The organism is Nocardioides sp. Soil777 (genome assembly GCF_001428425.1).
Classification (GTDB): domain Bacteria; phylum Actinomycetota; class Actinomycetes; order Propionibacteriales; family Nocardioidaceae; genus Nocardioides; species Nocardioides terrigena.
In genome coordinates, this window is record NZ_LMSN01000003.1 from 1 (window position 1) to 26,480 (window position 26,480).

24 protein-coding genes and 1 tRNA gene are annotated in these 26,480 nt (G+C 71.9%); 14 read left to right on the top strand and 11 right to left on the bottom strand.

Annotation, left to right across the window (positions count from 1 at the left end; genetic code table 11):
* The first annotated feature begins 508 nt into the window (after positions 1 to 508).
* From ASG88_RS04370 to ASG88_RS04380, 3 genes are all read left to right on the top strand, one after another.
* Positions 509 to 1,186, top strand: coding sequence for a hypothetical protein (locus tag ASG88_RS04370; protein ID WP_235534723.1), 678 nt, complete (start codon positions 509 to 511; stop codon positions 1,184 to 1,186).
* A gap of 154 nt (positions 1,187 to 1,340) precedes the next feature.
* Positions 1,341 to 1,868, top strand: a complete 528-nt coding sequence (locus ASG88_RS04375; RefSeq protein ID WP_056886220.1) for a DUF3145 domain-containing protein — start codon at positions 1,341 to 1,343, stop codon at positions 1,866 to 1,868.
* Positions 1,869 to 1,897: 29 nt separating this feature from the next.
* Positions 1,898 to 3,109 carry a YibE/F family protein gene (locus ASG88_RS04380; protein WP_082599899.1) on the top strand — a complete coding sequence of 404 codons (1,212 nt, stop codon included), beginning with the start codon at positions 1,898 to 1,900 and terminating at the stop codon, positions 3,107 to 3,109.
* A gap of 71 nt (positions 3,110 to 3,180) precedes the next feature.
* Here ASG88_RS04380 and ASG88_RS04385 read toward each other — a convergent pair whose 3' ends face one another.
* The 6 genes from ASG88_RS04385 to ASG88_RS04410 form a co-directional block, all read right to left on the bottom strand.
* A complete protein-coding gene (locus ASG88_RS04385) occupies positions 3,181 to 4,617 on the bottom strand; it encodes an acyl-CoA carboxylase subunit beta (RefSeq protein WP_056886221.1) in 1,437 nt (478 codons plus the stop codon).
* Between the two features lie 23 nt (positions 4,618 to 4,640).
* The gene (locus ASG88_RS04390; RefSeq protein WP_056886222.1) at positions 4,641 to 5,891 is read right to left on the bottom strand and encodes a beta-ketoacyl-[acyl-carrier-protein] synthase family protein; all 1,251 of its coding nucleotides are present in this window, start codon (positions 5,889 to 5,891) and stop codon (positions 4,641 to 4,643) included.
* A 77-nt stretch (positions 5,892 to 5,968) separates the two neighbouring features.
* Positions 5,969 to 6,214: an acyl carrier protein gene (locus ASG88_RS04395; protein ID WP_056886223.1), complete on the bottom strand. Its 246-nt coding sequence runs from the start codon at positions 6,212 to 6,214 to the stop codon at positions 5,969 to 5,971.
* Positions 6,215 to 6,293: 79 nt separating this feature from the next.
* On the bottom strand, positions 6,294 to 7,310 hold the full coding sequence (locus tag ASG88_RS04400; RefSeq protein WP_056886224.1) for a beta-ketoacyl-ACP synthase III: 1,017 nt from the start codon (positions 7,308 to 7,310) through the stop codon (positions 6,294 to 6,296).
* A complete protein-coding gene (locus ASG88_RS04405; RefSeq protein WP_056886225.1) occupies positions 7,310 to 8,497 on the bottom strand; it encodes an acyltransferase domain-containing protein in 1,188 nt (395 codons plus the stop codon). Before ASG88_RS04405 ends, ASG88_RS04400 begins: the two co-directional genes overlap by 1 nt.
* 99 nt (positions 8,498 to 8,596) lie before the next feature.
* Complete coding sequence (locus ASG88_RS04410; RefSeq protein WP_056886226.1) at positions 8,597 to 9,772, bottom strand: PucR family transcriptional regulator; 1,176 nt, start codon at positions 9,770 to 9,772, stop codon at positions 8,597 to 8,599.
* A gap of 185 nt (positions 9,773 to 9,957) precedes the next feature.
* Here ASG88_RS04410 and ASG88_RS04415 point away from each other — a divergent pair, with 185 nt between their 5' ends.
* A complete protein-coding gene (locus ASG88_RS04415) occupies positions 9,958 to 10,956 on the top strand; it encodes an alpha/beta fold hydrolase (protein ID WP_235534724.1) in 999 nt (332 codons plus the stop codon).
* A 105-nt stretch (positions 10,957 to 11,061) separates the two neighbouring features.
* Here ASG88_RS04415 and aceE read toward each other — a convergent pair whose 3' ends face one another.
* Entirely contained in the window at positions 11,062 to 13,845 is a 2,784-nt protein-coding gene (aceE, locus tag ASG88_RS04420; RefSeq protein WP_056886227.1) for a pyruvate dehydrogenase (acetyl-transferring), homodimeric type, read from the bottom strand.
* 181 nt (positions 13,846 to 14,026) lie between these two features.
* On the opposite strand from aceE, the gene ASG88_RS04425 reads away from it, so the two are divergent.
* The 6 genes from ASG88_RS04425 (at position 14,027) to ASG88_RS04450 (ending at position 18,200) form a co-directional block, all read left to right on the top strand.
* Positions 14,027 to 14,458: a DUF3052 domain-containing protein gene (locus tag ASG88_RS04425; RefSeq protein WP_267895263.1), complete on the top strand. Its 432-nt coding sequence runs from the start codon at positions 14,027 to 14,029 to the stop codon at positions 14,456 to 14,458.
* A 35-nt stretch (positions 14,459 to 14,493) separates the two neighbouring features.
* Positions 14,494 to 16,116 carry an AMP-binding protein gene (locus tag ASG88_RS04430; protein WP_235534725.1) on the top strand — a complete coding sequence of 541 codons (1,623 nt, stop codon included), beginning with the start codon at positions 14,494 to 14,496 and terminating at the stop codon, positions 16,114 to 16,116.
* Positions 16,113 to 16,580, top strand: a complete 468-nt coding sequence (locus ASG88_RS04435) for a peroxiredoxin (RefSeq protein ID WP_056886230.1) — start codon at positions 16,113 to 16,115, stop codon at positions 16,578 to 16,580. Before ASG88_RS04430 ends, ASG88_RS04435 begins: the two co-directional genes overlap by 4 nt.
* Before the next feature lie 148 nt (positions 16,581 to 16,728).
* A tRNA-Val gene (locus ASG88_RS04440) sits at positions 16,729 to 16,803 on the top strand.
* Positions 16,804 to 16,926: 123 nt separating this feature from the next.
* On the top strand, positions 16,927 to 17,313 hold the full coding sequence (locus ASG88_RS04445) for a hypothetical protein (RefSeq protein WP_056886231.1): 387 nt from the start codon (positions 16,927 to 16,929) through the stop codon (positions 17,311 to 17,313).
* Positions 17,314 to 17,318: 5 nt separating this feature from the next.
* Positions 17,319 to 18,200: a serine/threonine-protein kinase gene (locus tag ASG88_RS04450; RefSeq protein WP_056886232.1), complete on the top strand. Its 882-nt coding sequence runs from the start codon at positions 17,319 to 17,321 to the stop codon at positions 18,198 to 18,200.
* Between the two features lie 34 nt (positions 18,201 to 18,234).
* Here ASG88_RS04450 and ASG88_RS04455 read toward each other — a convergent pair whose 3' ends face one another.
* From ASG88_RS04455 to ASG88_RS04465, 3 genes are read right to left on the bottom strand one after another with little or no spacing between them, the layout of a single operon-like run.
* Positions 18,235 to 18,909: a response regulator transcription factor gene (locus tag ASG88_RS04455; protein ID WP_056886233.1), complete on the bottom strand. Its 675-nt coding sequence runs from the start codon at positions 18,907 to 18,909 to the stop codon at positions 18,235 to 18,237.
* Complete coding sequence (locus tag ASG88_RS04460) at positions 18,894 to 20,372, bottom strand: sensor histidine kinase (protein WP_235534726.1); 1,479 nt, start codon at positions 20,370 to 20,372, stop codon at positions 18,894 to 18,896. Before ASG88_RS04460 ends, ASG88_RS04455 begins: the two co-directional genes overlap by 16 nt.
* A complete protein-coding gene (locus ASG88_RS04465) occupies positions 20,335 to 20,751 on the bottom strand; it encodes a hypothetical protein (RefSeq protein ID WP_056886235.1) in 417 nt (138 codons plus the stop codon). The genes ASG88_RS04460 and ASG88_RS04465 overlap by 38 nt, the downstream gene beginning before the upstream one ends.
* A gap of 188 nt (positions 20,752 to 20,939) precedes the next feature.
* On the opposite strand from ASG88_RS04465, the gene ASG88_RS04470 reads away from it, so the two are divergent.
* From ASG88_RS04470 to ASG88_RS04480, 3 genes are read left to right on the top strand one after another with little or no spacing between them, the layout of a single operon-like run.
* Positions 20,940 to 22,472, top strand: coding sequence for an AMP-binding protein (locus ASG88_RS04470; RefSeq protein WP_056886236.1), 1,533 nt, complete (start codon positions 20,940 to 20,942; stop codon positions 22,470 to 22,472).
* A gap of 9 nt (positions 22,473 to 22,481) precedes the next feature.
* Positions 22,482 to 23,357 carry a Nif3-like dinuclear metal center hexameric protein gene (locus tag ASG88_RS04475; protein WP_056886237.1) on the top strand — a complete coding sequence of 292 codons (876 nt, stop codon included), beginning with the start codon at positions 22,482 to 22,484 and terminating at the stop codon, positions 23,355 to 23,357.
* Between the two features lie 20 nt (positions 23,358 to 23,377).
* On the top strand, positions 23,378 to 24,094 hold the full coding sequence (locus tag ASG88_RS04480) for a zinc ribbon domain-containing protein (protein WP_082599902.1): 717 nt from the start codon (positions 23,378 to 23,380) through the stop codon (positions 24,092 to 24,094).
* 6 nt (positions 24,095 to 24,100) lie between these two features.
* On the opposite strand, the gene yaaA is transcribed toward ASG88_RS04480, so the two are convergent.
* The gene (gene yaaA / locus ASG88_RS04485) at positions 24,101 to 24,928 is read right to left on the bottom strand and encodes a peroxide stress protein YaaA (RefSeq protein WP_235534727.1); all 828 of its coding nucleotides are present in this window, start codon (positions 24,926 to 24,928) and stop codon (positions 24,101 to 24,103) included.
* Between yaaA and ASG88_RS04490 the strand changes: the two genes are divergently transcribed.
* Positions 24,927 to 26,375: an RNB domain-containing ribonuclease gene (locus tag ASG88_RS04490; protein WP_056886240.1), complete on the top strand. Its 1,449-nt coding sequence runs from the start codon at positions 24,927 to 24,929 to the stop codon at positions 26,373 to 26,375. The genes yaaA and ASG88_RS04490 overlap by 2 nt on opposite strands.
* Positions 26,376 to 26,480 lie beyond the last annotated feature (105 nt).

A 26,480-nucleotide genomic window follows, 5' to 3' on the forward strand; every position in this document is an offset into this window, starting at 1 on the left:
CGCCGATGGTACTGCAACCGAGAGGCTGTGGGAGAGTAGGACGCCGCCGGACATACATTGGGAGAGGGGCCGCCACCAGGCGGCCCCTCTTTCCCATTTGCCCACCTGTCCCAGCCTGCGCTGCAGGCAGTACCGTGGGCCGCGGTCGCCGCGAGCGACCGGCCCGCGCGTCAGCACGCCCAGCACCGCCCCCACATCTGCACAGTGAGTCATCACCCCCGGAAGGACCATCGACGTGGCCGAAGATCGTCGTAGCCAGCGCCCCACCCGCAGTGGAGGCGGCAAGCCGCCTGCCCGGGGAGGTGTCTCCGGTGCCGCCGGCGGGCGCGGAGGCAGGCCCACGAGCGGCGGGCGTTCGACCTCCTCCCGCTCGGGCGATGCCCGCTCCGGTGGGGGCCGCGCGGGTGGGCCCCGGACCGGGGACTCGCGCGGCGGTGACCGCAAGCCGCGCCAGGGCGACTGGAAGCGACCGCGGGAGGAGCAGGGCCCGCGCACGGTCGACCAGGCCGTGTACGACGGTCCGCCGCTGCCCGAGGAGATCACCGGGCGTGAGCTGGACCGGGGGATCGCCGCCCAGCTGAAGGGGCTGCCCGAGAAGCTGGCCGCTCGCGTCGCCCGCCACCTGGCCGCGGCCGGGATGCTGATCGACGAGGACCCGGAGACGGCCTACCAGCACACGCTCGCTGCGCGAGCGCGTGCCTCTCGGATCGCCATCGTGCGCGAGGCCGTGGGGGAGTCGGCGTACGCCGCCGGCCACTACGCCGAGGCGCTCTCCGAGCTGCGTGCCGCCAAGCGCATGAACGGTGCCACGGACTACCTGCCGATCATGGCCGACTGCCACCGCGCCCTCGGCCAGCCCGAGCAGGCGCTCAAGCTCGCCAAGAGCCCCTCGGTCGCCAACTTCGCTCCGGAGGCCAAGGCCGAGATGACCCTGGTCGAGGCCGGTGCCCGTCGTGACATGGGCCAGCTCGACGCCGCCCTGCGCACCCTTGAGCTGGCTCCGCTGCAGTCCAAGAGCCGGGGCACCTGGGTCGTCCGGCTGCGCTACGCCTATGCCGACACCCTCGAGGCGGCCGGACGCGAGTCCGACGCGCTCGCGTGGTTCCACCGTACGCACGCCATCGACAGCAACGAGATCACGGACTCGGCCGCGCGCGCCGAGCTGCTCGAGAAGCGGATGGACTGAACCACTGACGCGACTTGCGGCGTCCCACTGGTAAACGCCCGCAACTTCCGCCACAATGGAGCCACTAATCACATACGTGTCACTCGACTGACTGAGGACCGCTGCAGGCCGCTGGGGAAGGCGCACCTGGGCGCCGGTACTCAAGGAGGTCACGGTGACCACACGCACGCACGCCCGCCCGGACGGACCCGGGACGCGGGGCATTCTCTACGTGCACTCAGCTCCCTCTGCCCTGTGCCCCCACATCGAGTGGGCGGTGGGTGGAGTCCTCGGCGTTGCCGTGAGCCTCGACTGGACCCCCCAGCCGGCCCAGCCGGGCACCTACCGTGCCGAGCTGTCGTGGAGCGGCTCGGCCGGCTCCGCGGCTGCGGTCGCGTCCGCGCTGCGCGGGTGGAACCACCTCCGCTTCGAGATCACCGAGGAGCCGACTCCCTCCAGCGAGGGCACCCGCTTCTCCTTCACCCCCGAGCTCGGCGTCTACCACGCCGTCACCGGCCTGCACGGCGACATCATGATCCCGGAGGACCGGCTCAAGGCGGCGGTGGTCAAGGCGGCGCTGGGCGAGACCACGCTGCTCAACGAGATCGACAAGCTCCTCGGCAAGCCCTGGGACGACGAGCTGGAGACCTTCCGCCACGCCGGCGACGGTGCTCCGGTCCGTTGGCTGCACCAGGTGGTCTGACGATCGGCGCGGTGTGAGAGGTTGGCCGCATGGGGGCCCACCACTCTCACCGCGCGCTGCGGGTGCGCACGTCCGGCCCGGTGACCAGGATCCTCCTGGTCGGACTCGCGCTCGCCGGCCTCGCGACCATCGTGGGGCTCGTCGTGCTGTGGCCCTCCGGCGACCGCCCGGCGAGTCCGTACGCCGCCGAGGGCGTCACCTACCCACGGGCCGAGGTGGTCGAGATCGGCGAGCCCTGCCCCGTCATCACGTCGGAGACCGGTGGGGAGTTCCCGGAGGGCTGCGACCGCATCAGTGTGCGTCTGGTCGACGACCCGGGCGTCGAGTCGACGGTGGCCGTTCCCCCCGGCACAGCGGGAGGGGTGCTCGAGGTCGGTGACCGGGTGGTCCTGGCGTCGCTGCCGCAGGAGGGTTCGACCCAGTACGCCTTCGTCGGTGTGGACCGGACGATGCCCATCGCGGTGATGACGGCCGCCTTCGTGATCATCGTCGGCCTGATCGCCCGGCTGCGCGGCCTGCTGGCCCTCCTCGGCCTCGTGCTGGCCGGCGGGGTGGTGGGCTACTTCATGCTGCCCGCGCTGATGACCGGTGCGCCCGGTCTGCTCGTGGCGCTGGTCGGGTCCAGCGCGATCATGTTCATGGTGCTGTACCTCGCCCACGGGGTCTCCGTGCGCACGTCCACGGCGCTCGCCGGGACGCTCTTCGGGCTGCTGGTCACCGCGGCGCTGGGGGTGGTGGCCATCGACGCCGCCCGACTCACCGGGCTCGGTGACGAGTCGGCCCTGAACCTGCGCCTCAACGCGACCGGGCTGGACTTCCGTGGCCTGCTGACCTGTGCCGTCATCGTGGCCGGGCTCGGCGTGCTCAACGACGTGACGATCACCCAGAGCTCAGCGGTGTGGGAGCTGCGGTCGGCCGCGCCGGAGATGTCACGGGCGCGGATCTTCGCCTCGGGCATGCGCATCGGCCGCGACCACATCGCCTCGACCATCTACACGATCGTCTTCGCCTACGCCGGGACCGCGCTCGCCTCGCTCCTCCTGATCGCGCTGTACGACCGGCCGCTGCTGGACGTGCTGAGTGACGAGCTCATCTCCGAGGAGATCATCCGCACCCTCGCCTCGGCCATCGGCCTGGTGCTCGCCGTGCCGGTGACCACCGCCATCGCGGCCGCGACGGTCGCGCCGGCCGTCCACCAGCGGGAGGAAGCGGCGGCGCCGGTGGGGTCACCGGTCACGTAGCCAGGGGTCGCGCGAGGGCCGGGGCGTCGTACGCCGTCCGGAGCGCTCCGCGGACGATGTACGACACCCGGTCAGAGCGGGATGTTGCCGTGGTGCCCGCGGTGCACGCCGGAGGTGTCGATCTCGTGGCGGAACGCCGCGGCGATGGCACTGCGGGTGCGAGACGGCTCGACCACCTCGTCGACGACGCCGATCTCGACGGCCTTGTCGACGCCACCGGCGATCCGCTCGTGCTCGGCGGCCAGCTCGGCCTCGACCTGCGGCCGGATCTCGGGGGAGACCTCCGCCAGCTTGCGCCGGTGCAGGATGCGGATGGCGGCCACGGCGCCCATGACGGCGACCTCCGCGCCCGGCCAGGCCAGGACGCGGGTGGCACCGAGGGAGCGCGCGTTCATCGCGATGTAGGCGCCGCCGTAGGTCTTGCGGGTCACCAGGGTCACCCGGGGGACGACGCACTCGCCGAAGGCGTGGAGCAGCTTGGCGCCGCGGCGTACGACGCCGTCCCACTCCTGGCCCACGCCCGGGAGGTAGCCCGGGACGTCCACGAGCACGATCAGCGGGACGCCGAACGCGTCGCACATGCGCACGAAGCGGGAGGCCTTCTCGGCCGACAGCGAGTCGAGGCAACCGCCGAGGCGCAGCGGGTTGTTGGCGACGACGCCCACGGTGCGACCGCCGAAGCGGCCGAGCGCGGTGACGATGTTGGGGGCCCAGCGGGCGTGGAGCTCCTGCATCGTGCCGTCGTCGAGCACCGCCTCGACGAGGGGGTGCACGTCGTAGGCACGCTTCTTGGACTCCGGAAGGAGCGCCTCGAGGTCGCGGTCCTCGACGGCGTCGGCGTCGAGGCTGTGCTGGGCTCCGAGGAGGGACGCCACGGTGCGCGCCCGCTCCAGGGCCTCGGTCTCCGACTCGGTGAGGATGTGCACCACGCCCGAGCGGCGACCGTGCGGCTCGGGTCCGCCGAGGCGCAGCATGTCGACGTCCTCGCCGGTGACCGACCGGACGACGTCCGGGCCGGTGACGAAGATGCGGCCCTCGGGACCGAGGATGACCACGTCGGTGAGGGCGGGGCCGTACGCCGCGCCGCCGGCGGCGGGGCCGAGCACCACGGAGATCTGCGGGATCGTGCCAGACGCCTGGGTCATCACCTGGAAGATGCGACCCACGGCGTGCAGCGACAGCACGCCCTCGGCCAACCGGGCGCCACCGGAGTGCCACAGCCCGATGATCGGCACGCCGTCGGTGATCGCGCGGTGGTAGGCGTCCACGACGACCCGACAGCCCACGTCACCCATGGCGCCGCCCATCACGGTGGCATCGCTGCAGAAGGCGACCACGGCGGTGTCGTTGACCCGGCCGGTGGCCGCGAGCATGCCCGAGTCGTCGTCGGGCGTCAGCAGCTCGAGGGTGCCCTCGTCGAAGAGCGCGGTGAGCCGGTGGACGGGGTTGCGCGGGTCCTGCTCGCGGGGGAGCTTGGCGGGCTTGGCCGGATTGGCGGTGGCAGTCACGGTGGGTCCTTCCGGAGGGTGGTTCAGGCGCTCCCGAAGGCGACGGCGACGTTGGCGCCCCCGAAGCCGAAGGAGTTGTTGAGGGCGACGATGTCGCCGTCGGGGAGCGAGCGGGCCTCGGTCGGGATGTCGAGGTCGACCTCCGGGTCCTTGTCGTCGAGGTTGATCGTCGGCGGGCTGGTGCGGTCGTGCAGCGCCAGCACGGTGGCGATCGCCTCGAGGGCCCCGGCACCGCCGAGCAGGTGGCCGGTCATCGACTTGGTGCTGGTGACCACGCACCGGTCCACGTGCTCGCCGAGGACGGCGTGCAGCATCAGGCCCTCGGCGATGTCGCCCTTGGGCGTGGACGTGGCGTGCGCGTTGACGTGCACCACGCTGGCCGGGTCGACGTCGCCCTCGCGCATGGCCATCTTGATCGCACGGGTGCCGCCGCGACCCTCGGGGTCGGGCTGGGCGATGTCGTGGGCGTCGTTGCTGATGCCGGCGCCGAGGGCGTAGGCGTAGATCTTCGCGCCGCGGGCCCTCGCGTGCTCCTCGGACTCGAGGACGAGCACGGAGCCGCCCTCGCCCAGCACGAAGCCGTCGCGCGCGACGTCCCAGGGGCGGGAGACCGAGGTGGGGTCTCCACCCTCCTCGCTGCCGGTCTTGGAGAGCGCCATCATGTTGGCGAACGCCGCCATCGGCAGCGGGTGGATCGCGGCCTCGGTGCCGCCGGCCAGCACGACGTCGGCGCGGCCGAGGCGGATCAGGTCGATGGCCATCGCGATGGCCTCGTTGCCCGACGCGCAGGCGGAGGTGGGCGCGTGGACAGCCGCGCGGGCGCCGTACTTGAGGCTGACGTTGGCCGCCGGCGCGTTGGGCATGAGCATCGGGACGGCGAGCGGCGAGACGCGGCGCGCGCCCTTCTCGAGGAGGATGTCGTAGTTGGCGAGCAGCGTGGTGACGCCGCCGATGCCGGAGGCGAGCGCCACGGCGAGGCGCTCGGGCTCGAGGCCGGAGTCCTCCAGGCCGGAGTCGGCCCAGGCCTGGTCGGCCGCGACCATGGCGAACTGGCTGGAGCGGTCGAGGCGGCGGGCCTTGACGCGGTCGAGCACGTCGCCGGGCTCGACGGCCACGCGACCGCCGATCTTGACGGGCAGCTGGTCGACCCAGTCGTCGGTGAGATGGCGGATGCCGGACTGTCCGGCCAGCAGCGCCTGCCAGGTGGTGGGGACGTCACCGCCGACGGGGGAGGTGGTGCCCAGTCCGGTGACCACTACGCGGGTCGAGCTCATCTGGTCTTCCGTTTCTCGAGGAGGATGGTGCGACGACTGCCGGTGGCCGGGCGGACCCGGCCACCGGACGGGGGTCGTCAGCCCTGGGCGCGCTCGATGAAGGCGACGGCGTCGCCGACGGTCTTGAGGTTCTTGACCTCGTCGTCGGGGATCGTGACGCCGAACTTCTCCTCGGCCGCCACGACGACCTCGACCATCGAGAGCGAGTCGACGTCCAGGTCGTCGACGAACGACTTGTCGAGCTGCACGTCGTCGGCGTCGATGCCGGCGACCTCGTTGACGATCTCGGCGAGGTCGGCGCGGATCTCTTCGGTGGTGGCCATGGGGCCTTCCTTTCTGATGGCTACTGCGGTGGTGGTGAAACGGGGAAATCTGGCGGAGCTGGTGACAGGCGGGTGGCGGTCAGGGGACCGTGACGACCTGGGCGGCGTACGAGAGTCCGGCGCCGAAGGCGATCAGGAGAGCCGTGTCGCCGGACCTGGCCTCGCCCTCGGCGATCATCCGGTCGAGCGCGAGCGGGACCGAGGCAGCCGAGGTGTTGCCCTGGTCGGCAACGTCGCGGGCGATCCGCACGGTGCTGGGGAGCTTCATGGAGCGGGCCATCGCGTCGATGATCCGCATGTTGGCCTGGTGCGGGACGAAGACGTCGAGCTCGTCGAGGCTGATGCCGGCGCTGTCGAGCGCCTGCTGGCCGATCTTGGCCATGGCGAAGGACGCCCAGCGGAACACGGGGTTGCCCTGCATCACCAAGTGGGGCATCACGCCGCTGCCGGGGACCTCGGGGCTGCCCACGACGTCGCGCCAGTCCTCGCGCTGCCGGATCAGGTCGAACTGCTCGCCGTCCGACCCCCACACGACCGGGCCGATGCCCGGGGTGTCGCTGGGACCGACGACCGCGGCACCCGCGCCGTCGGCGAAGATGAAGGCCGTGCCGCGGTCGGTGAGGTCGAGGATGTCGGTGAGGCGCTCGACGCCGATGACCAGGACGTGCTTGGCGCTGCCGGCGCGGACGAAGTCGGAGGCCAGCGAGATGCCGTGGCAGAAGCCGGAGCACGCCGCCGAGATGTCGAAGGCAGCGGCCTGACCGGTGCCGAGCTCGTGGGCGATGGCGGTGGCCACGGCGGGGGTCTGGAGCAGGTGGCTGACGGTGGCGACGACGACGCAGTCGATCTGGCTGGCGTCGAGGCCGGCGCGCTCGAGGGCGATCCGTGACGCCTCGACCGACATCATCTGGACCGACTCCTCGGGACCCGCCCAGCGCCGCGTCTTGATGCCCGAGCGCTGCTGGATCCACTCGTCGCTGGAGTCGATGGCGTCGACGACGTCGGCGTTGGGGACGACCCGCACCGGGCGGTAGGCACCGATGCCGAGGATCGCCGCGTGGGGTGCGCCGGTGGTCGTGCTGATGGTGGCGCCCATCAGGCGGCACCACCCTGCGGGTGCAGGCGCACGAGGGGCTGGCCGGGGGAGACGATGTCGCCGTCCTCGACGAGCCACTCGACGACCTGTCCGCCGTGCAGGGCCGTGACCGTGGTCCGGTCGCGCGTGCTGGCGACCTCGCCGATCACGCAGCCCGCGGGCAGGACGTCGGCGTCGGCCGCCTCCGCGGAGCGGTGGAAGGTGCCCTTGCCGGGGGAGACGACCATCCGCCAGGTCGGCGTGGTCTCGATGACGGACCGCTCGCCGTGCTTGTCGACGAAGGCCCGGGCGTCGTCGAGCTGGTCGGGGGTCTTGAGGGCGAAGGTCTCCACGCCCTTCATGGCGCGCTTGGCGATGCCCGTGAGGGTGCCCGCCGGCGGCATCTCCAGGACGCCGGTGACTCCGAGGTCGAGCATGGCGTCCATGCACAGGTCCCAGCGGACCGGGGCGGCGATCTGGCCGACGATCCGGGCCAGCACCTCACGCCCGTCGTGGACGACCTGGCCGTCGCGGTTGGAGATCACCGCCGTGCGCGGGTCGTGCGTGGACACCGAGCGGGCCAGGCCGGCGAGGTGGCCCACGGCCGGCTGCATGTGCGTGGTGTGGAAGGCGCCCGCGACGCTGAGCGGGATCAGCCGTGCCTTGGCCGGGGGAGCGTCGGCGAACGCCGCCAGCTGCTCCATGGTGCCGGCGGCCACGATCTGGCCGGGACCGTTGTCGTTGGCAGGGGTGAGGCCGTGCCGCGAGATCGACTCCAGCACCTCCTCGCGGTCGCCACCGAGGACCGCGGTCATGCCCGTCGGGGTCTGCGCGGCGGCGCCGGCCATCGCCTTGCCCCGCTCGCGGACCAGCACCATGGCCTGCTCGGCGGTGATGACGCGAGCGCCGGCCGCGGCCGCGATCTCGCCGACGCTGTGGCCGGCCACCGCGCCGACGCGCTGGAACGCGTCACTGGGGTGCGGGAAGAGGTCGAGCGCGGCGATCAGGCCGGTGGCGACCAGCAGCGGCTGGGCGATCTCCGTGCGCCTGATGGTCTCGGCGTCCGCCTCGGTGCCGTAGTGGGCCAGGTCGAGGCCCGCCACGGTGGAGAGCCAGTCGAACCGGCTGGCGAACGTGGGGTCCTCGAGCCAGGGCGTGAGGAATCCGGGGGTCTGGGCACCTTGGCCGGGAGCGACGATGACGAGCACACGTCAAGACTGGCGGGTCGAGCCCCCGCCGCGCCGGGTCGACGTCCACGAAAAGAGGACCCCTTTCTTTGTGGGATCCCTACAAAGATGTGGAGGTCGTCACTCGCGACCGGACTGGCGGCCGAGGATCAGGGCGATCTGGACGGTGAAGGCGTCGCGCGGTCGGGTCGGGGTGAGGCCGGTGACCTCGGCGGCCTGCTTGAGGCGGTAGCGCACCGTGTTGGGGTGCACGAACAGGGTGCGGGCGGTGGCCTCGATGGAGCCACCGTGGAGGAAGTACGTCGAGAGCGTCTCGATCAGGGTCCCGCGCGCTCCCAGGAGCGGGAGGTAGACGTCGTCGACCAGGCTGCGCCGCGCATGGCCGTCCCCGGCGAGGGCCCGCTCGGGCAGCAGCTCGTCGCTGCGGACCGGTCGGGGCGCCTGCGGCCAGCCGGTGGCGGAGCGGTGGGCCGACAGTGCCGCCCGGGCCGAGCCGTGCGCGTGGGACAGGTCCGGGGCGACCGGACCGACCACGACGGGACCCTCGCCGAAGTGCTCGACGATGCGCAGCGCGGACTTGTGGGGATCGTCCACCCCGCCCAGGATCACCACGAGCTTCTCGCCCTGCGTGGCGCAGAGCGCGTCCATGCCGCAGGCCAGGGCCGTGCGGCGTACCTCCTCGAAGACATCGGTCTCGGTGCGCTGGGCCGGGACCCGGCCCAGCACCACCGCGACGTCGCCTCGCGCGCCCCACCCGAGGGCGCTGGCGCGGGAGAGCACCGTCTCGTCGGCCTCCGAGCGCAGCACGGCGTCCACGACGAGTGCCTCGAGGCGGGCGTCCCAGGCTCCCCGCACCTCTGCGGCGCGGGCGTAGACCTCCGCGGTGGCGAAGGCGACCTCGCGGGCGTAGCGGAGCACCGCCTCGTGCACCGACGGCGCGTCGTCGGGGCCGAGGATGTCGTCGATGTTGGCCTCGACCACCTCGATGGTCAGCCGGACCAGCTCGACGGTCTGCTGGAGGTTGATGGCCCCGGTCAGCTCGCGGGGGGCCGCCCCGAAGACCGACGCGGACAGGGGGGCGGAGCTCACGCCGCCGGTGTCGCCGTACCAGTCGACGAACCCCTTCACACCGGCCTGGACGATCACGCCGACCCAGGAGCGGTCCTCCGCGCTCAGGTCGTCCCACCACGTCATCCGGGTCGACATCGCGGCCGTGGCGGCCGTGCTCAGGCTGCCGGTGGCGCGCTGGAGGGCGGCCGAGATCCGGTCCCGCTTCTCCTGCTCCGCCCGGCCCATGGACCGAGGCTAGTCACACCCGCACCAGCCGTCACGCGCCGGACGGGCCTGAGCCTCGTTCAGGTAACGAAATCGCGACGTTGCGCCCGTCCGGACGAGGTTCGGGGGGCCGAGATGGAACAGGTTCTGGTTGAATCGTCCTCCAGACACCACCAGGGCACCACCTACCTACCCCCGGAGGTCCGGTGAGCAGCAGCGGCGCACCCGTGCAGGCACGGGTCCAGCACGTCACGATCCACGGACACCGTCGCGCCTACGTCGTCACCGGCTCCGGTCCCGCGCTGCTCCTGCTCCACGGGCTCGGTTGCGACCACACCACGTGGGCGCCGGTCATCGACTCGCTCGCTCGCCGCTACACCGTGATCGCCCCCGACCTCCTCGGCCACGGGGAGTCGGACAAGCCCCGCGCGGACTACAGCGTCGGCGGCTACGCCAACGGCATGCGCGACCTGCTCACCGTCCTCGGCATCGACCGGGTGAGCGTCGTGGGCCACAGCTTCGGCGGGGGAGTGGCGATGCAGTTCGCCTACCAGTTCCCCGAGCGCACTGAGCGCCTCATCCTGGTCGGCTCGGGCGGCCTGGGTCCCGAGGTGACGCCCGCGATCCGAGCGATCACGACGCCCGGCTTCCACCAGGCGATGGGGCTGCTCACGCTTCCCGGGGTCAGGCACGTCGGCACGGCGGGCATGCGCGCCCTGGCCGCCACCGGGGTCCGCGCCACGCGCGACCTGACCGAGCTCGCCGACATCTACGACTCCTTCAAGGACCCGCGCACCCGGGCGGCGATCCGCCACGTCGTCCGCGCCGTCGTCGACTGGCGCGGGCAGATCGTGACCATGGCCGACCGGGCCTACCTCACCGAGGCCATGCCGATGTGCGTGGTGTGGGGTCGCAACGACCAGGTCATCCCGGTGCGGCACGCGGGCAACGCCGCGGCCCTCGCGCCCAGCGCCCGGGTCGAGATCATCCCCAACGCGGGACACTTCCCGCACAAGGACCACCCGCAGCGCTTCGTGAAGATCGTCAACGACTTCATCCGCTCGACCGAGCCCGCGGTCTACGAGCGGGACCACTGGCGGACCCTGCTCGAGCACGGGCCCGACCTGGTGCCGCTGCAGGCCGAGGCCGGGGACGCGCCCGTCGCGCCGGTGCACACCCTCAAGAAGATGGGCACCGGCGCGTAGGTCACCTCAGGCGTCGCCGCCAGGCCTCGGCACGCGGGTCGCGACCTCGCTGGCTCGGTCGCGCCGCTCGCTCGACCACCGTCAGGGCGGCAACGCCTTCGTCCCTCAGGCGTCGCCGCCCTCCTGCTTGACGTCCTTGACGGCGGTCGGGTCGTCGATGCGGTACTTCGCGACGGCCTTGGTGACGAGGTCGGGCTCGATCTCGCCGGCGTCGGCGAGCGCACGCAGCGTCCGGACGACGACCGACTCGGCGTCGATCCGGAAGAACCGGCGAGCGGCCGGTCGGGTGTCGGCGAAGCCGAACCCGTCGGCGCCGAGCACGCAGTAGTCACCGGGGACCCACCGGGCGATCTGCAGCGGGACGGCCGACATGTAGTCGGTCACCGCGACGTACGGGCCGTCGTGACCGGAGAGCTTGCCGGTGACGAACGGGGTGCGCTGCGGCTCCTCGGGGTGCAGGAGGTTCCAGTCCTCGGCCTCCACGGCCTCGCGGGCCAGCTCGTTCCAGGAGGTGACCGACCACGTGTCGGCCGTGACGCCCCAGTCCTCGGCGAGCATCGTGGCGGCGTCCTTGATCCAGGGGTAGCCGACACCGGACGAGAGCAGCTGGACCCGCGGGCCCTCGCCCTCGCCGGTGCTCACCTTGTGGATGCCCTTGAGGATGCCCTCGACGTCGACGTCGGACGGCTCGACGGGCTGGCTCACCGGCTCGTTGTAGACCGTGATGTAGAAGATCACGTTCTCCGCGTCGGCGCCGTACATCCGCTCGAGGCCCGACTGCATGATGTGGCTGACCTCGAAGGCGAACGCCGGGTCGTAGTGCACGACCGCCGGGTTGGTCGCCGCGATGAGCGGCGAGTGGCCGTCGGCGTGCTGGAGGCCCTCGCCGGTCAGCGTGGTGCGACCGGCGGTGGCACCGATGAGGAACCCGCGGGCGAGCTGGTCGGCCATCGCCCAGATCGAGTCACCGGTGCGCTGGAACCCGAACATCGAGTAGAAGATGTAGAACGGGATCATGTGCTCGCCGTGCGTGGAGTACGCCGAGCCGGCCGCCGTCGCCGACGCCACGGCGCCGGCCTCGGAGATGCCCTCGTGCAGCATCTGGCCCTGCGCCGACTCCTTGTAGGACAGCAGCAGCTTGCGGTCGACCGACTCGTACTGCTGGCCGCCGGGGTTGTAGACCTTCGCGCTCGGGAACATGGAGTCCATGCCGAAGGTGCGGTACTCGTCGGGAGCGATCGGCACGATCCGGTTGCCGATCCCCGGGTCCTTCATCCAGTCCTTGAGGAGCCGGACGACGGCCATCGTGGTGGCGATCTTGTTCTTGCCCGACCCCTGCTTGAGCTCGGAGTAGATCTTGTCGCCGGGGAGCGTGAGCGGCTCGGCGCGCAGCACCCGGCGCGGGACGGAACCGCCGAGCTGCTTGCGGCGCTCCATCATGTACTCGATCTCGGGGGAGTCCGCGCCGGGGTGGAAGAACGGTGCCCCGCCGGTCTTCTCGTAGGACTCCTCGAGCTCCTTGTCGCTGATCGGGAGGTAGAGCCGGTCGCGGAACTTCTTGAGGTCCGCGGGCGTGAGCTTCTTCATCTGGTGGGTGGCGTTCTTGCCCTCGAGGGCGTCGATCGTCCAGCCCTTGATGGTGTGCGCCAGGATCACGGTCGGCTGGCCGGTGTGCTTGGTCGCGGCGTCGAACGCGGCGTACACCTTGCGGTAGTCGTGACCACCGCGGGGGAGCTTCTCGATCTGCGAGTCGCTCATGTGCTCGACCATCTTGCGCAGGCGCGGGTCCATGCCGAAGAAGTGGTCGCGGATGTAGCCGCCGTCCTCGGTGGAGTAGGTCTGGAACTGCCCGTCCGGGGTGGAGTTCATCTGGTTGACCAGGACGCCGTCGACGTCCTTGGCGAGCAGGGCGTCCCACTCACGGCCCCAGATGACCTTGATGACGTTCCACCCGGCGCCGCGGAAGTTGGCCTCGAGCTCCTGGATGATCTTGCCGTTGCCGGTCACCGGGCCGTCGAGCTGCTGCAGGTTGCAGTTGATGATCCAGGTGAGGTTGTCGAGCTCCTCGCGCGCGGCGATGCGGATCGCGCCCAGCGACTCGGGCTCGGCCATCTCACCGTCACCCATGAAGGCCCACACGCGCTGCTGCGAGGTGTCCTTGATCTTGCGGTTGTGCATGTAGCGGTTGAAGCGCGCCTGGTAGATCGAGTTGATGGCCGTGAGGCCCATCGACACCGTCGGGAACTCCCAGAAGTCCGGCATGAGCCGGGGGTGGGGGTACGACGGGAGGCCGGCGCCGGCACCGTGCTGGACCTCCTGGCGGAAGCGGTAGAGCTGCTCCTCGGTGATGCGGCCCTCGAGGAACGCCCGGGAGTAGATGCCCGGCGAGCCGTGGCCCTGGATGTAGATCTGGTCGCCACCGCCCTCGTGGTCCTTGCCCTGGAAGAAGTGGTTGAAGCCGACCTCGTAGAGGCTCGCGGAGGACTGGTAGGTCGCGATGTGGCCGCCGACCTCGAGGCCCTTGCGGTTGGCGCTGGACACCATCACGGCGGCGTTCCACCGGATGAAGGCGCGGATGCGACGCTCGATGTCCTCGTCGCCCGGGAACCACGGCTCGCGCTCCGGCGGGATGGTGTTGATGTAGTCGGTGCTGCGCAGGGCGGGGACGCCGACCTGCTTCTCGCGGGCCCGCTCGAGGAGCCGCAGCATCACGTAGCGCGCACGCTCGCGACCCTTGTCGTCGAGCATGGCGTCGAAGGAGTCGAGCCACTCGACGGTCTCGTCCGGATCGATGTCGGGCAGCTGCGTGGGCAGCCCCTCGTGGATGACCGCACGCGGCTGGGCGGCGGTGGAGGAGGGGGTCTCGGCGGTCTTGGACTCGTCACTCACCTGTGCATCGTGTCACGCACCGCCAGCCTGCGAAATCTACCCATGAGTACGCACAATCATCGGACGGAGACGCCCGTTCAGCGGGACAACGCAGGCGCAGGGTTGCGACTCTGCGGCAACTCCGATGGACTACCACCCACTTCCGCACTCGTGCGGACCCCTTGACGAACGGAGGCGTGGCGTGAGCTCGACGGTGGGTGGCGGAGCTGCCCCGGCAACAGGTGCCGCAGAGCGACTGGGCATTGCGCCCGGAATGGTCATCCAGGAACTCGGCTGGGACAACGACGTCGACGACGAGCTCAGGGTCGCGATCGAGGACACCATCGACGCCGACATGGTGGACGGTGACTACGGCAACGTGGTCGACGCCGTCATCCTGTGGTGGCGCCGGGACGACGGTGACCTCGTGGACGGGCTCGTCGACGCGCTGACCGACCTGGTCGGCGGTGGAGCGATCTGGCTCCTCACGCCCAAGGTCGGACGACCCCAGAGCGTGGACGCGGCGGACGTCGCCGAGGCGGCACCGATCGCGGGCCTCTCGCAGACGACGACGGCGGCAGTGAGCGCCGACTGGCAGGCGAGCCGTCTGGTCGCTCCCAAGACGCCCGTCTGACCCGACACCCCCTACTCACGCCAGGACCGACATTGGTGAACTCTCTGCGCGCCCACGCGTCCAACGCGGCCACGACCCTGCGGGTGCTCGGTGGCGCGGGCGTCATCCGGCCCTACGGACCCCGCACGCTGGTGGCGCTCGGGCGCACCGTCGTGCGCTGGGGGACCGGACCGGCCGGTGGCTTCGCCTCGCTGGCGGTCCGCAACCCCGACCGGGTCGGGCTGGTCGACGAGCTCGGCGAGCTCACGTTCGGCGAGATGCAGCGCCGCAGCAACGCGCTGGCACGTGGACTGGCCGGTCTCGGCGTCGGCGAGGGCGACTCGGTCGCGATCATGTGCCGCAACCACCGCGGCTTCGTGGACGCCTCCATCGCGGTGGCCAAGCTGGGCGCCGACCTCCTCTACCTCAACACCGCGTTCGCCGGCCCCCAGCTGGTGGACGTGCTGGAGCGCGAGCAGCCGAGCGTGGTCATCCACGACGAGGAGTTCACCGGGCTGCTCGCGAATGCGCACGTCGAGCAGCGGCTGATCGCCTGGACCGACTCGGACCAGGAGCGGACGATCGAGGCGCTCATCGTCGGCCACGACGACGCCGAGCTCGACCCGCCGCGACGGCACGCGCGCATCGTGATCCTCACCAGCGGCACCACCGGCACCCCCAAGGGCGCACCCCGCAACGAGGCCGGCATCGACGCCGCCGTCTCGATGCTCTCGCGGATGCCGCTGCGGCACGGCTGGCGCACCCACATCGCGGCCCCGCTCTTCCACACGTGGGGCTTCGCCCACCTCGCGCTGGCGATGCTGCTGGGCTCCACCGTGGTCCTGCACCGCAAGTTCGACCCGGAGAACGCGCTGCGGACCGTCGAGGAGCACCGGTGCGAGTCGCTGGTGGTCATCCCGGTGATGCTGCAGCGGATCCTCGCCCTCGACGAGGACGTGCTCGCCGAGCACCGGATGCCGACCCTCCGGGTCGTGGCCGCCTCCGGCTCCGCCCTGCCGGGCACGCTCGCGACGTCGTGGATGGACCACTTCGGCGACAACCTCTACAACATCTACGGCTCGACCGAGGTGGCCTACGCCTCCATCGCCACGCCGCAGGACCTGCGTGAGGCGCCCTCCTCGGCCGGCCGGCCGCCGTACGGGACCGTGGTCCGGATCTACGGCGAGGACGGGCACGAGGTGCCCGCCGGCACGTCGGGACGGATCTTCGTCGGCAACAACCTGCTCTTCGAGGGCTACACCGGCGGCGGCAGCAAGGACATGGTCGACGGCCTGATGGCCACCGGCGACGTCGGCCGCTTCGACGAGGACGGACGCCTGTACGTCGACGGGCGCGACGACGAGATGATCGTCTCGGGCGGCGAGAACGTCTTCCCCAAGGAGGTCGAGGACTGCCTGGTCGCCCACGAGGCGGTGGCCGAGGCGGCCGCGGTCGGGGTGGACGACGACGACTACGGCACGCGCCTGCGCGCCTTCGTCGCCCGCCGGGGCGACGTGACCGAGGACGAGCTGAAGGACCACGTGAAGACCCACCTGGCGCGCTACAAGGTGCCCCGCGAGATCGTCTTCCTCGACGAGCTGCCGCGCAACGCCACCGGGAAGGTCCTCAAGCGCGACCTGGCCGGGTGGGACGACGACCGGGGCGGGGGCCGGGCATGACGGGCCTCACCCTCGGCGCGGGGGCGCCCGACTTCACGCTGCGCGACCAGTTCGGCCAGGACGTCACCCTGTCCTCCTACCGCGGGGTCAAGGCGGTGGCGCTGCTGTTCTACCCGTACGCCTTCTCCGGGATCTGCACCGGCGAGATGTCGGGGATCCGGGACCGCCTCGACGAGTTCATGACCTTCGACACCGAGGTGCTGGGCATCTCCTGCGACCCGGTCTACTCGCTGCGGGCCTTCGCGGACGCCGAGGGCCTCAACTTCCCGCTGCTGTCGGACTTCTGGCCGCACGGGGAGGTGTCGCGTGCCTACGAGGTCTTCAACGAGGCCAAGGGCGCGCCGTACCGCTCGTCGTACGTCATCGACAAGGACGGGGTGCTGCGGTGGGCGGTGCACAACGCCAACGCCGACGGTCGCGACCTGGACCAGCACCTCGAGCAGCTCCGCGCCGCCCTCGGGTAGGCCTGGTCTAGACGGCTGGGCGGGAATTTCGGCTGATCTGCGAAAAACGCGGGACACGCTTGGGCGGCCCTCGTATTGTTCATGGTGTTGAACCGCTGGTGACCCGAGACGCCAGCGGTTCAACTCATTTCATAGGGTGGTCGGACACGCGTCGGTAGCTCAGCGGTAGAGCACTCGGTTTACACCCGAGCGGTCGGCGGTTCGAAACCGTCCCGACGCACCACGTCCCGTGCGGCAGCAGCCCGCATGAGAACGGTCTCATCGACGGCTCATGGCCGCCTCACACCTCGTCGCCAGAGTGGTCCCAGTCCACCGGGGCCACCGGCCCCCGACGAGAGGAACCACGATGAAGAAGATCATCCCCACCGCCCTGCTCGGTGTCGCCAGCCTCACGGCCATCGGCCTGATCGGCATGCAGGCCCCGGCCGTCAACGCCGACGAGGCCCTCAAGCGCGACGACGACTCGGTCGAGCTGGTCCTGGTCGCCGATGACGACGACGACGACACCAACGACGACGACAACACCAACGGTGACGACGACGGTGACACCCAGTCCCGCAGCCGCGAGACCAACGACAACACCAACAGCCGCTACAGCGCGGTGAGCCGGGACCGCGACAACAGCCGTGGCGACAAGACCCGCGACTGGACCCGCGACGGTGCCGGCGACAAGAAGCGCGACTGGTCGGCCAACAAGACCAACGACCGCAGCCGCAACGACACCCGCCGCTGATCAGCATGGGACGCGAGGAGCAGAGCTGGCGGCTCGCCGAGGGCGACGCCATCACCGGGGAGCTGACCGCGGTCCGCAAGCTCGGTGGGGGAGCTGCCTACGAGGCGTGGCTCGCCTTCGACGAGGTGACGTACTCACCCGTCGTGGTCAAGCTGCTCCGTCCCGACCAGGTGGACGACGGCTCCTCCCGGCGCGGCCTGCGCCGGGAGGTGGCCGCCCTGGCCGCGGTCAACCACCCCGTGGTGGTCCGCGGCCTGCGCCACGACCTCGACGGGCCGCGACCGCACGTGGTGCTCGAGCACATCGACGGGCCGCGCCTGTCGTCCCTCGTACGCCGCTACGGCCGCCTGCAGGAGCAGCAGTACCTCCCGCTGGCCATCGACGTGGCCGCGTCGCTGCACTACCTGCGCCACATCGGCTGGACGCACCTGGACATCAAGCCCAGCAACATCATCATGGGCGCGCCCGCGCGGCTCATCGACCTCTCGGTGGCCCGCCCGGAGGAGGACGCCCGCCGGTTGAGGCACCTCATCGGCACCGACGCCTACATGTCGCCCGAGCAGTGCGACCCGGGTGAGGTCGAGCCGTCGTACGCCAGCGACGTCTGGGGTCTCGGCGCGACCCTCTTCGAGGCGGTCGCGGGACACCGGGCGTTCGACGACCCGCGACCCCGGGCCGACACGCTCGAGGAGCGCCTGCCGCAGGTGGCAGCCGCCCCCCGCGCCCTGCCCGACGGGGTGCCGGACGAGGTCGTCAAGGTCATCGGGGCGATGCTCCTGCACGACCCCGCAGCAAGGCCCGCCCCGCACGAGGTCGTCGACGCGCTCGAGCCCGTGCTCGCGCGTCAGCCCCGCGGGAGCCTCGCGGGCTTCAAGGTCCGCGGCTGACCCGTCCCGGCGATCCCCCCGACGCCGGGACGGGTCACGCCGGCCGGAAGCGGTAGCCGACCCCGCGCACGGTCGCGATGGTGTCGCTGCCGACCTTGCGCCGCAGGTAGCCGACGTACACGTCGACGACGTTGGACCCGGGGTCGAAGTCGTAGCCCCAGACGTGGTCGAGCAGCTGCTCACGGGTGAGGACCTGGCCGGGGTTGAGCATGAATATCTCGGCCAGCGCGAACTCGCGTGCCGAGAGGTCGAGCTCGGTGCCGCCCACCGTCACCCGGCGGGTGCGCCGGTCGAGCTCCACGCCGGCGACCCGCAGCACCTCCTCGTGGGGTCGGGCGTCGGCGGCGTCGGCCGTGCGCAGCCGCAGCCGGACCCGCGCCATCAGCTCGGCGAAGCGGAACGGCTTGGCCATGTAGTCGTCGGCCCCGTTGTCGAGAGCAGTCACCGTGTCGGTGACCGAGTCGCGGGCCGTCAGCACGATCACCGGCATCCTGCTGCCCTGGGAGCGCAGCTGGTCGAGCAGCTCGAACCCGTCCATGCCGGGCAGGCCGATGTCGAGCACGAGCAGGTCGAAGCGGCCCGAGAGCGCCTCGTCGAGACCTCCGGGACCGTCCCCGACGACCGTGGGCTGGTGGCCCTCGGCCCGCAGGCCCTTGGCGACGAAGGAGGCGATGCGCTCCTCGTCCTCGACGATCAGGATCTGGGCCATGGGGACGCCTCCTCGGCGTGGGTGGGCAGGACGAGCTCGAAGCGGGCTCCCGGCGGGTCCGCGTCACCGACGGTGACGGAGCCGCCGTGCGCCTCGGCGATGGCGCGGACGATCGACAGTCCCAGGCCGAAGCCCTCGTCGCCGGCGCGCACGTCGCCGCGGCCGAACCGCTCGAAGATGGCGGCGCGGTGGCGCTGGGGGACACCGGGGCCGGTGTCGCGGACCCACAGGCGCAGCGTGCCGTCCGCGAGCGAGGAGCCGATCGCGATGGTGTCGCCGGGGTCGGTGTGCTTGACCGCGTTGTCGGCGAGCTGGAGGACCGCCTGGGTGATGCGCTGCTCGTCGACGGTGACGGTGCCGTCGGCCACGGCGTCGAGCTGCCAGTCGCGGTCACCGAGGCCCCGCGCGGTCGCCAGCAGCGTGGGGGTCAGTGCGGCCACGTCGACCGGCACGGGTGCGAGGAAGTCGGGGCGTCGGGTCTTGGCCAGCACGATGAGGTCGCCCACCAGCCGGGACATGCGGTCGGACTCCGCGAGCAGCAGGTCGCGGGTCTCCCGCACCTCGTCCGGGTCGTCGGGGTCGAGGAGCTCGAGGTGCCCGCGCAGCACCGTGAGCGGGGTCTTGAGCTCGTGGCCGGCGTCGTCGAGGAACCGGCGCTGGTCGGAGAACCCGGAGTCGAGCCGCTCGAGCATCAGGTTGATCGTGCGGGTGAGGGCGGTGATGTCGTCGTTGCCCTGCTCGGGGATCCTCCGGGACAGGTCCGTGGTCGTGATGTCCCGGGCCGTCTCCTCGAGCACGCGCAGCGGGGCCAGCAGGCGCCCGGACTGGAAGCCGGCGATGGTGGCGATCAGCCCCAGCGACAGCAGCGCCACGAGGGCGTAGGTGCGCAGCGTGCGCTCGAGCTCCTCGTGCTCGTCGGCCAGGAAGTTGACGAGGATCAGCGCGCCCGAGCTCTGGGCGTTGCGCACCGGGACCACGGTCACCCAGACCTCGCCGTAGCGGTCGGACTCGATGACCTCGGTGCCGCCGTCGGTCGCCCCTGCCTCGACGGCGCCCTGGTAGGCGGGGTCGTCGAGGAAGTCCTGGCCGTAGCGGTTGGCGCTGCGCTCGATGAACTGGCCCGCGACGTAGCTGACGAGCATCTCGTCGTCGTCGGGCACGTTGCGGGTCAGGAACACGTTGAGCCGGCGGCCCACGTCGTCGAACGGGTCGCCGGTGTTGGGGTCGACGCGGAGCTCGCGGAACTCGGCGATCTCCTGGTCGATCTGCTCGTTGACCGCGCGCTCGATGCGCGCCGACTCCAGGGCGTAGACGAGGCCTCCGGCCCCCGCCATCGCGATGGCGGTGAGCAGGGAGATGACGACCGTGATCCGGGTGCGGACCGACACCTGGGCGAGGGGGCCGTTGCGTGGCGCCCGGACGGCATCAGTCGTCGTCCCCGTCGTCGTCCCCCTCGTCGTCATCGCTCTCTTCCGGGCCGTCGTCGTCATCGTCATCATCGTCGTCGTCCACCGACGTGGGCGGCGGCAGGACGACGGTGGCGTCATCATCCTCGACGGTGCCTGAGGGTGGCGGCTGCCCGGTGCCGCGACCGGCGCCGGGACCGGTGGGTGCGCGTGTCGGAGCGGGTCGCGAGGAGCGCGTCGTGCCGGTGGCCGGCGTCGGTGCCGTGGCGTCGGGTACGGGGCTAGACGTCGGCTCCCGCAACGGCGCGTCCTGGATGATCACCGGCCGGCGGTCGCTCGGCTCGTAGGAGCTCGAGGCCACCAGGGAGCCGGCGACGTACGCCGTCATGGGCACGACCAGTGCCAGCACGACCAGCGTCTTCACCCACGAGCTCATGCCGCCACTGTCGCGGTCGTTGATGGAGGGCCGATGAGACGACCATGAGAGGTCTCTCATGCGGCCACTCGTCGCGCCGGGGCGGCCGTCCGTCGCTTCCGGCGGACGATCCCTCGCGACGCCCGGGTGACGCGTGCCACAGTGGCGACCAGCGTGCAGTGTCGACCCGTCCGACCATGAGGAGTGCCATGTTCGTCCCGTTCAGCGTCACGGACTTCATCGACCGCGCCCGGGCCGTCTACGGCGACCGGGTCGGCGTGGTCGACGAGCCGGACCAGCCGGCGCCCTCGCTGGGCGACCTCACGTACGCCGAGCTGGCGGCGCTGGCCCGTCGGCAGGCGGCCCGGCTCGACGAGCTCGGCCTCGAGGTCGGCGACCGCGTCGCGGTGGTCTCCCACAACTCCGCCCGGCTGCTGACGTCGTTCTTCGGCGTGGCCGGCTCGGGACGCGTGCTCGTGCCCGTCAACTTCCGGCTCCGCCCCGACGAGGTGTCCTACATCGTCGAGCACTCCGGCGCCCGCGTCCTGTACGTCGACCCCGAGCTCGACGAGGCCCTCTCCGGCGTCACCGCGGAGCACCGCTTCGTGATCGGCGACGACAGCGACATGTTCGCCGCGGAGGGCGTCGAGCCCCGCGCGTGGGAGCCCGACGAGAGCGCGACGGCCTGCATCAACTACACCTCCGGCACCACCGCCCGCCCGAAGGGCGTGCAGATCACCCACCGCAACATCTGGGTCAACGCCGTCACGTTCGCGATGCACGCCGCCGTCACCGACCGGGACGTCTACCTCCACACGCTGCCGATGTTCCACGCCAACGGGTGGGGGATGCCGTTCGCGATGACCGGTCTGGGCGTCCCGCAGGTGGTGCTGCGCAAGGTCGACGGCGCCGATATCCTGCGCCGGGTCCGCGACCACGGGGTCACCGTCATGTGCGCTGCCCCGGCGGTCGCCGCGGCCGTCCTCGAGGCCGCCCAGACCTGGGAGGGCGAGATCCCCGGGCGGGACAGGGTCCGGATCATCATGGCCGGCGCTCCGCCCCCGACGAAGACCGTCGTCCGCGTCGAGGAGGAGCTGGGCTGGGAGTTCGTCCAGATCTACGGCCTCACCGAGACCTCGCCGCTGCTGACCTTCAACCGCACCCGCGCCGAGTGGGACGGTCTCTCGGCCGAGGAGCGCGCGACCCGGCTGACGCGCGCGGGCGCCCCGGCGCTCGGCGTACGGCTGCGGACCGACGAGAACGGCGAGGTGCTGGCACGCTCCAACGTCGTCCTCGAGGGCTACTGGGAGCAGCCGGAGGAGTCGGCCAGGGCGCTGGACGGTGGGTGGTTCCACACCGGTGACGGCGGCGTCATCGGCGACGACGGCTACCTCACGATCAGCGACCGCAAGAAGGACGTGATCATCACCGGCGGCGAGAACGTCTCGTCGATCGAGGTGGAGGACGTGCTCTTCTCCCACCCGGCGGTCGCCGAGGTCGCCGTGATCGGGGTGCCCAGCGAGAAGTGGGGCGAGACCATCAAGGCCCTCGTCGTGCTCGCCGAGGGGTCGGACGTGACCGAGGCCGAGCTGATCGCCTGGTGCAAGGACAAGGCGGCCGGCTACAAGGCGCCCACCTCGATCGAGTTCCGCGAGGTCCTCGCCCGGACGGCGACCGGCAAGCTCCAGAAGTTCAAGCTCCGCCAGCCCTACTGGGAGGGCCGGGACCGGCAGGTCAACTAGCCTGCCCGCATGTCCACCCCCGCGGCCCCTCCGACGCTCGCCGAGGTCGTCGACCTGCTCCACGGCTGGTACCCGCCCGCCACCGCCGACTCCTGGGACGCGGTCGGGCTCGCCGCCGGCGACCCGGCGACCGACGTACGGCGTGTCCTCCTGGCCGTCGACCCGACCCCGGAGGTCGCCCGGGAGGCCGTCGACTGGGGCGCCGACCTGCTGGTCACGCACCACCCGTTGTTCCTCGCCGGCGTCCACGGGGTCGCCGCCACCACGCCCAAGGGCCGCACCCTGCACACCCTCGTGACGGGCGATTGTGCGCTCCTGACCGCCCACACCAACGCCGACCAGGCCTCCGGCGGGGTGTCGGAGTCGCTGGCCCTCGCCCTGGGCCTCACCGACCTGGCCCCGATCCTCCCGGCGGAGGACGGGGCGTCCACCGGCACCGGCCGGAGCGGCTCCGTGGCGCCCACCACGCTGCGGGCCTTCGCCGAGCACGTCGCTGCCGTGCTGCCGAGCACCGCCCACGGCGTGCGGGTGTCGGGCGACCCGGACCGGCCCGTACGACGCGTGGCGCTGTGCGGGGGCGCTGGCGACTTCCTGCTCGACCGGCTGACGGCGTCGGACGTCGACGTCTACCTCACCAGCGACCTGCGGCACCACCGCGCGGGGGAGTTCCGCGAGCACGACGGGCCCGCCCTGGTCGACGTCGCCCACTGGGCGGCCGAGTGGACGTGGCTGCCGGTGGTGCAGGCCCGCCTCGCCGGCGCGCTGGGCGATAGGGTCGAGGCGCGCGTGAGCACCCGCTGCACCGATCCCTGGCAGTTCCGGGTCGAGCAGGGGACCCCCTCCGCGAGCACCAGCCAGCACAGCCCCATCCGAGGAGAGCGTTGAAAGCCGACCCGCAAGCCCAGTTGAAGCTGCTCGACCTCCAGGCCGTCGACGCGCGACTCGACCAGCTGCGCCACCAGCGACGTGCGCTGCCCGAGATCGCCCGGATCGCCGAGCTGGAGACCGGTCGGGGCGACGTCGACGACCGGCTGCGCGACGCCCGGATCGTGGTCGACGACCTCACCGCCGAGCAGCGCAAGGCCGACGCGGACGTGGAGCAGGTCAAGGCCCGCCGCACCCGCGACCAGCAGCGCATGGACGCCGGCCTCATCACCAACCCCAAGGACCTCGAGCGGATGCAGCACGAGCTGACGTCGCTCGACCGCCGGGTCAGCACCCTCGAGGACGCCGAGCTCGAGATCATGGAGCGGCTCGAGGAGGCCCAGGCGACCCTGGACCGGCTCACCGCCCAGCTCGCCGAGACGGACGCCCAGGTGGCCGAGCTCGCCACCGCCCGGGACGCCCGCTGGGCGGAGATCGACGAGCAGCTGGCGGCCGCGGAGGCCGAGCGGGCGCCCGCCGCCGACGGGATCCCCGAGGACCTGATGGCGCTCTACGAGCGGCTGCGCGCCAAGACCGGCATCGGTGCCGCGGAGCTGCGGGCCCGCCAGTGCGGCGGGTGCCACATCACCGTGGACGCCGCCGAGCTGGTCCAGATCCGCCGGTCGCCGGTCGACGAGGTCGTGCGCTGCGAGGAGTGCCAGCGGATCCTCGTCCGCACCGCGGAGTCGGGTCTCTGACCCCGGTCAGACCTCGCTGACGACGACGTCGAGCTGGGTCCCGCGGGTGGTCGGCTCGCCGACCTCCACGGTCCAGCCGAGGTCGGTCAGCAGCCGTGCCAGTGCGGCCGGGGTGCGCGGGTTGCCGCCGTCCTCCAGCAGGGCGCGCACGATCCGCCCCTTGGTCGCCTTGTTGAAGTGGCTCACCACCTTGCGCACGCCACCCGACTCGTGCAGCACGCGGACGGTGGCCACCCGCGGCGCGAGCCCGGCCGGCGGTCGCCAGAACGCGGCGTACATCGTGGATCGGAGGTCGACGAGCAGCCCGGAGCCGACCGCCTCCTCGACCGCCTCGCCCAGGGCCCCGCGCCACAGTCCCGCCACCGGACCCAGGCCGGGGAGGCTGACGTCGCCGGAGAGGCGGTAGGACGGGATGCGGTCGCCGGGGCGCACCAGGCCGAAGACCGACGAGGTGATCGCCACCCGGCTGGTCGCACGCCGCTTGGCGGCGCTGGAGAGCGTGTCGAAGCCCAGCGCGTCGTACAGGACACCGGTGTAGACCCGGTCGGCCCGCGTCGTGGGGGAGGTCCGCAGCCGCGCGTCGAGCTCGACGAGGTCGGCCTGGGTGCCGCCGAGGCCCAGCAGGTCGGCGGCGTCGGGACGGGCCGCCAGGGCGACCACCGCCTCGACGACCCGCTCGCGGGTCGGGGTCAGGACCGGTGACCCGAGGGTGGACAGGTCGAGGGGCCTGCCGCGTCGGGGAGCGGTCTTGCCCTCGCTCGGCGGCAACAGGATCAGCACGCGGGCCAGAGTAGGGGGCTCGGCCGTGCCCGCCTTGGCTAGGGTGCTGGGCATGCCCAGCAACCGCGTGATCACAGTCCGCACCGGCGACGACACCGTCTCCGCCGAGACGCTGCGTGAGGGGATCGCCGCGATCCAGGCCGAGATGAAGGTGACGCCCGAGTTCCCCGAGGCCGTGGAACGCGCCGCTGCCGAGGCCGCGGCCAGCCCGCGGATGCCGGACCTCGACAGGACAGACGTGCCGTTCGTGACCATCGACCCGGCCTCGGCGCGCGACCTCGACCAGGCGATGCACATCGAGCGCGACGGCGACGGGTACGTCGTGCGCTACGCGATCGCCGACCTCAGCGCCTTCATCACCCCCGGCGACCCGGTCGACGTGGAGGCCAACCGGCGGGGGGAGACGCTGTACGGCGCGGACTCCAAGATCCCGCTGCACCCGACCGTCATCTCGGAGCAGGCCGGCTCGCTGCTGCCCGACGAGGTGCGTCCGGCGCTGGTCTGGACGATCCGCGTCGACGAGACCGGGGAGGGCACCGACGTGGACGTCGAGCGCGCCCGGGTGCGCTCCCGGGCCAAGCTCGACTACGCCACCCTGCAGGAGCAGCTCGACGCCGGCACGGCCGACGAGATGTTCACCCTGCTCCAGGAGGTCGGCGAGCTGCGGCTCGCCCGGGAGGCCGCGCGCGGAGGGGTGTCCCTGCCGCTGCCCGAGCAGGAGATCATCGACGAGGGCGGCCGGTGGCGCCTGGAGTTCCGCACGATGCTGCCGGTCGAGACGTGGAACGCGCAGATCTCGTTGCTCACCGGCTTCGCCGCGGCCTCGCTGATGGTCTACGCCCGCGTGGGACTGCTGCGCACCCTGCCGCCCGCCGACCCCCACGACGTCCAGCGGCTGCACCGCACCGCGCGCGCCCTCGGCATCGAGTGGCCCGCTGAGCAGCTCTACCCCGACTTCATCCGCTCGCTGGACGTGTCGAAGCCCCACCACGCGGCGATGGTCGTCGCGTGCACGCGCCTGCTTCGCGGCAGCGGTTACGTCGGCTTCAACGGCGACCTGCCCGAGCAGCCGCAGCACTCCGCGCTGGCCTCCGAGTACGCCCACGTCACCGCCCCGCTGCGGCGGCTCGTCGACCGCTACGCCCTGGAGATCTGCGTCGCGCTCTGCGCTGGCGAGGAGGTCCCGGACTGGGTGCTGGCCAGGCTCGGCGACCTGCCCGACACGATGCGCGAGTCCGGGCGCCGGGCCAACCAGTACCAGAACGCGGTGCTCAACCTCGTCGAGGCGGCCATGCTCGCCCCACGGGTGGGGGAGTCGTTCCCGGCCGTGGTCCTCGAGACCGACGAGAAGGACGACCGGCGCGGGGACGCGACCGTGCAGGAGCCGGCCATCGAGGCCACGGTGGTCAGCGCACGGCCGCTGCCCGTCGGCGAGGACGTCACCCTCACCCTGACGAAGGCCGACGTCCCGACCCGGTCGGTGGAGTTCACGCTGGAGTGACCCAGTGGCCCCGACTGCGGCAGGCGACGGAGACGCCGGGTTGGCGTCCGCTGTGACCTGCGGTCCCCAGTACCGCAGGTCGCACCGCTGACCGAGCCCGCGGGT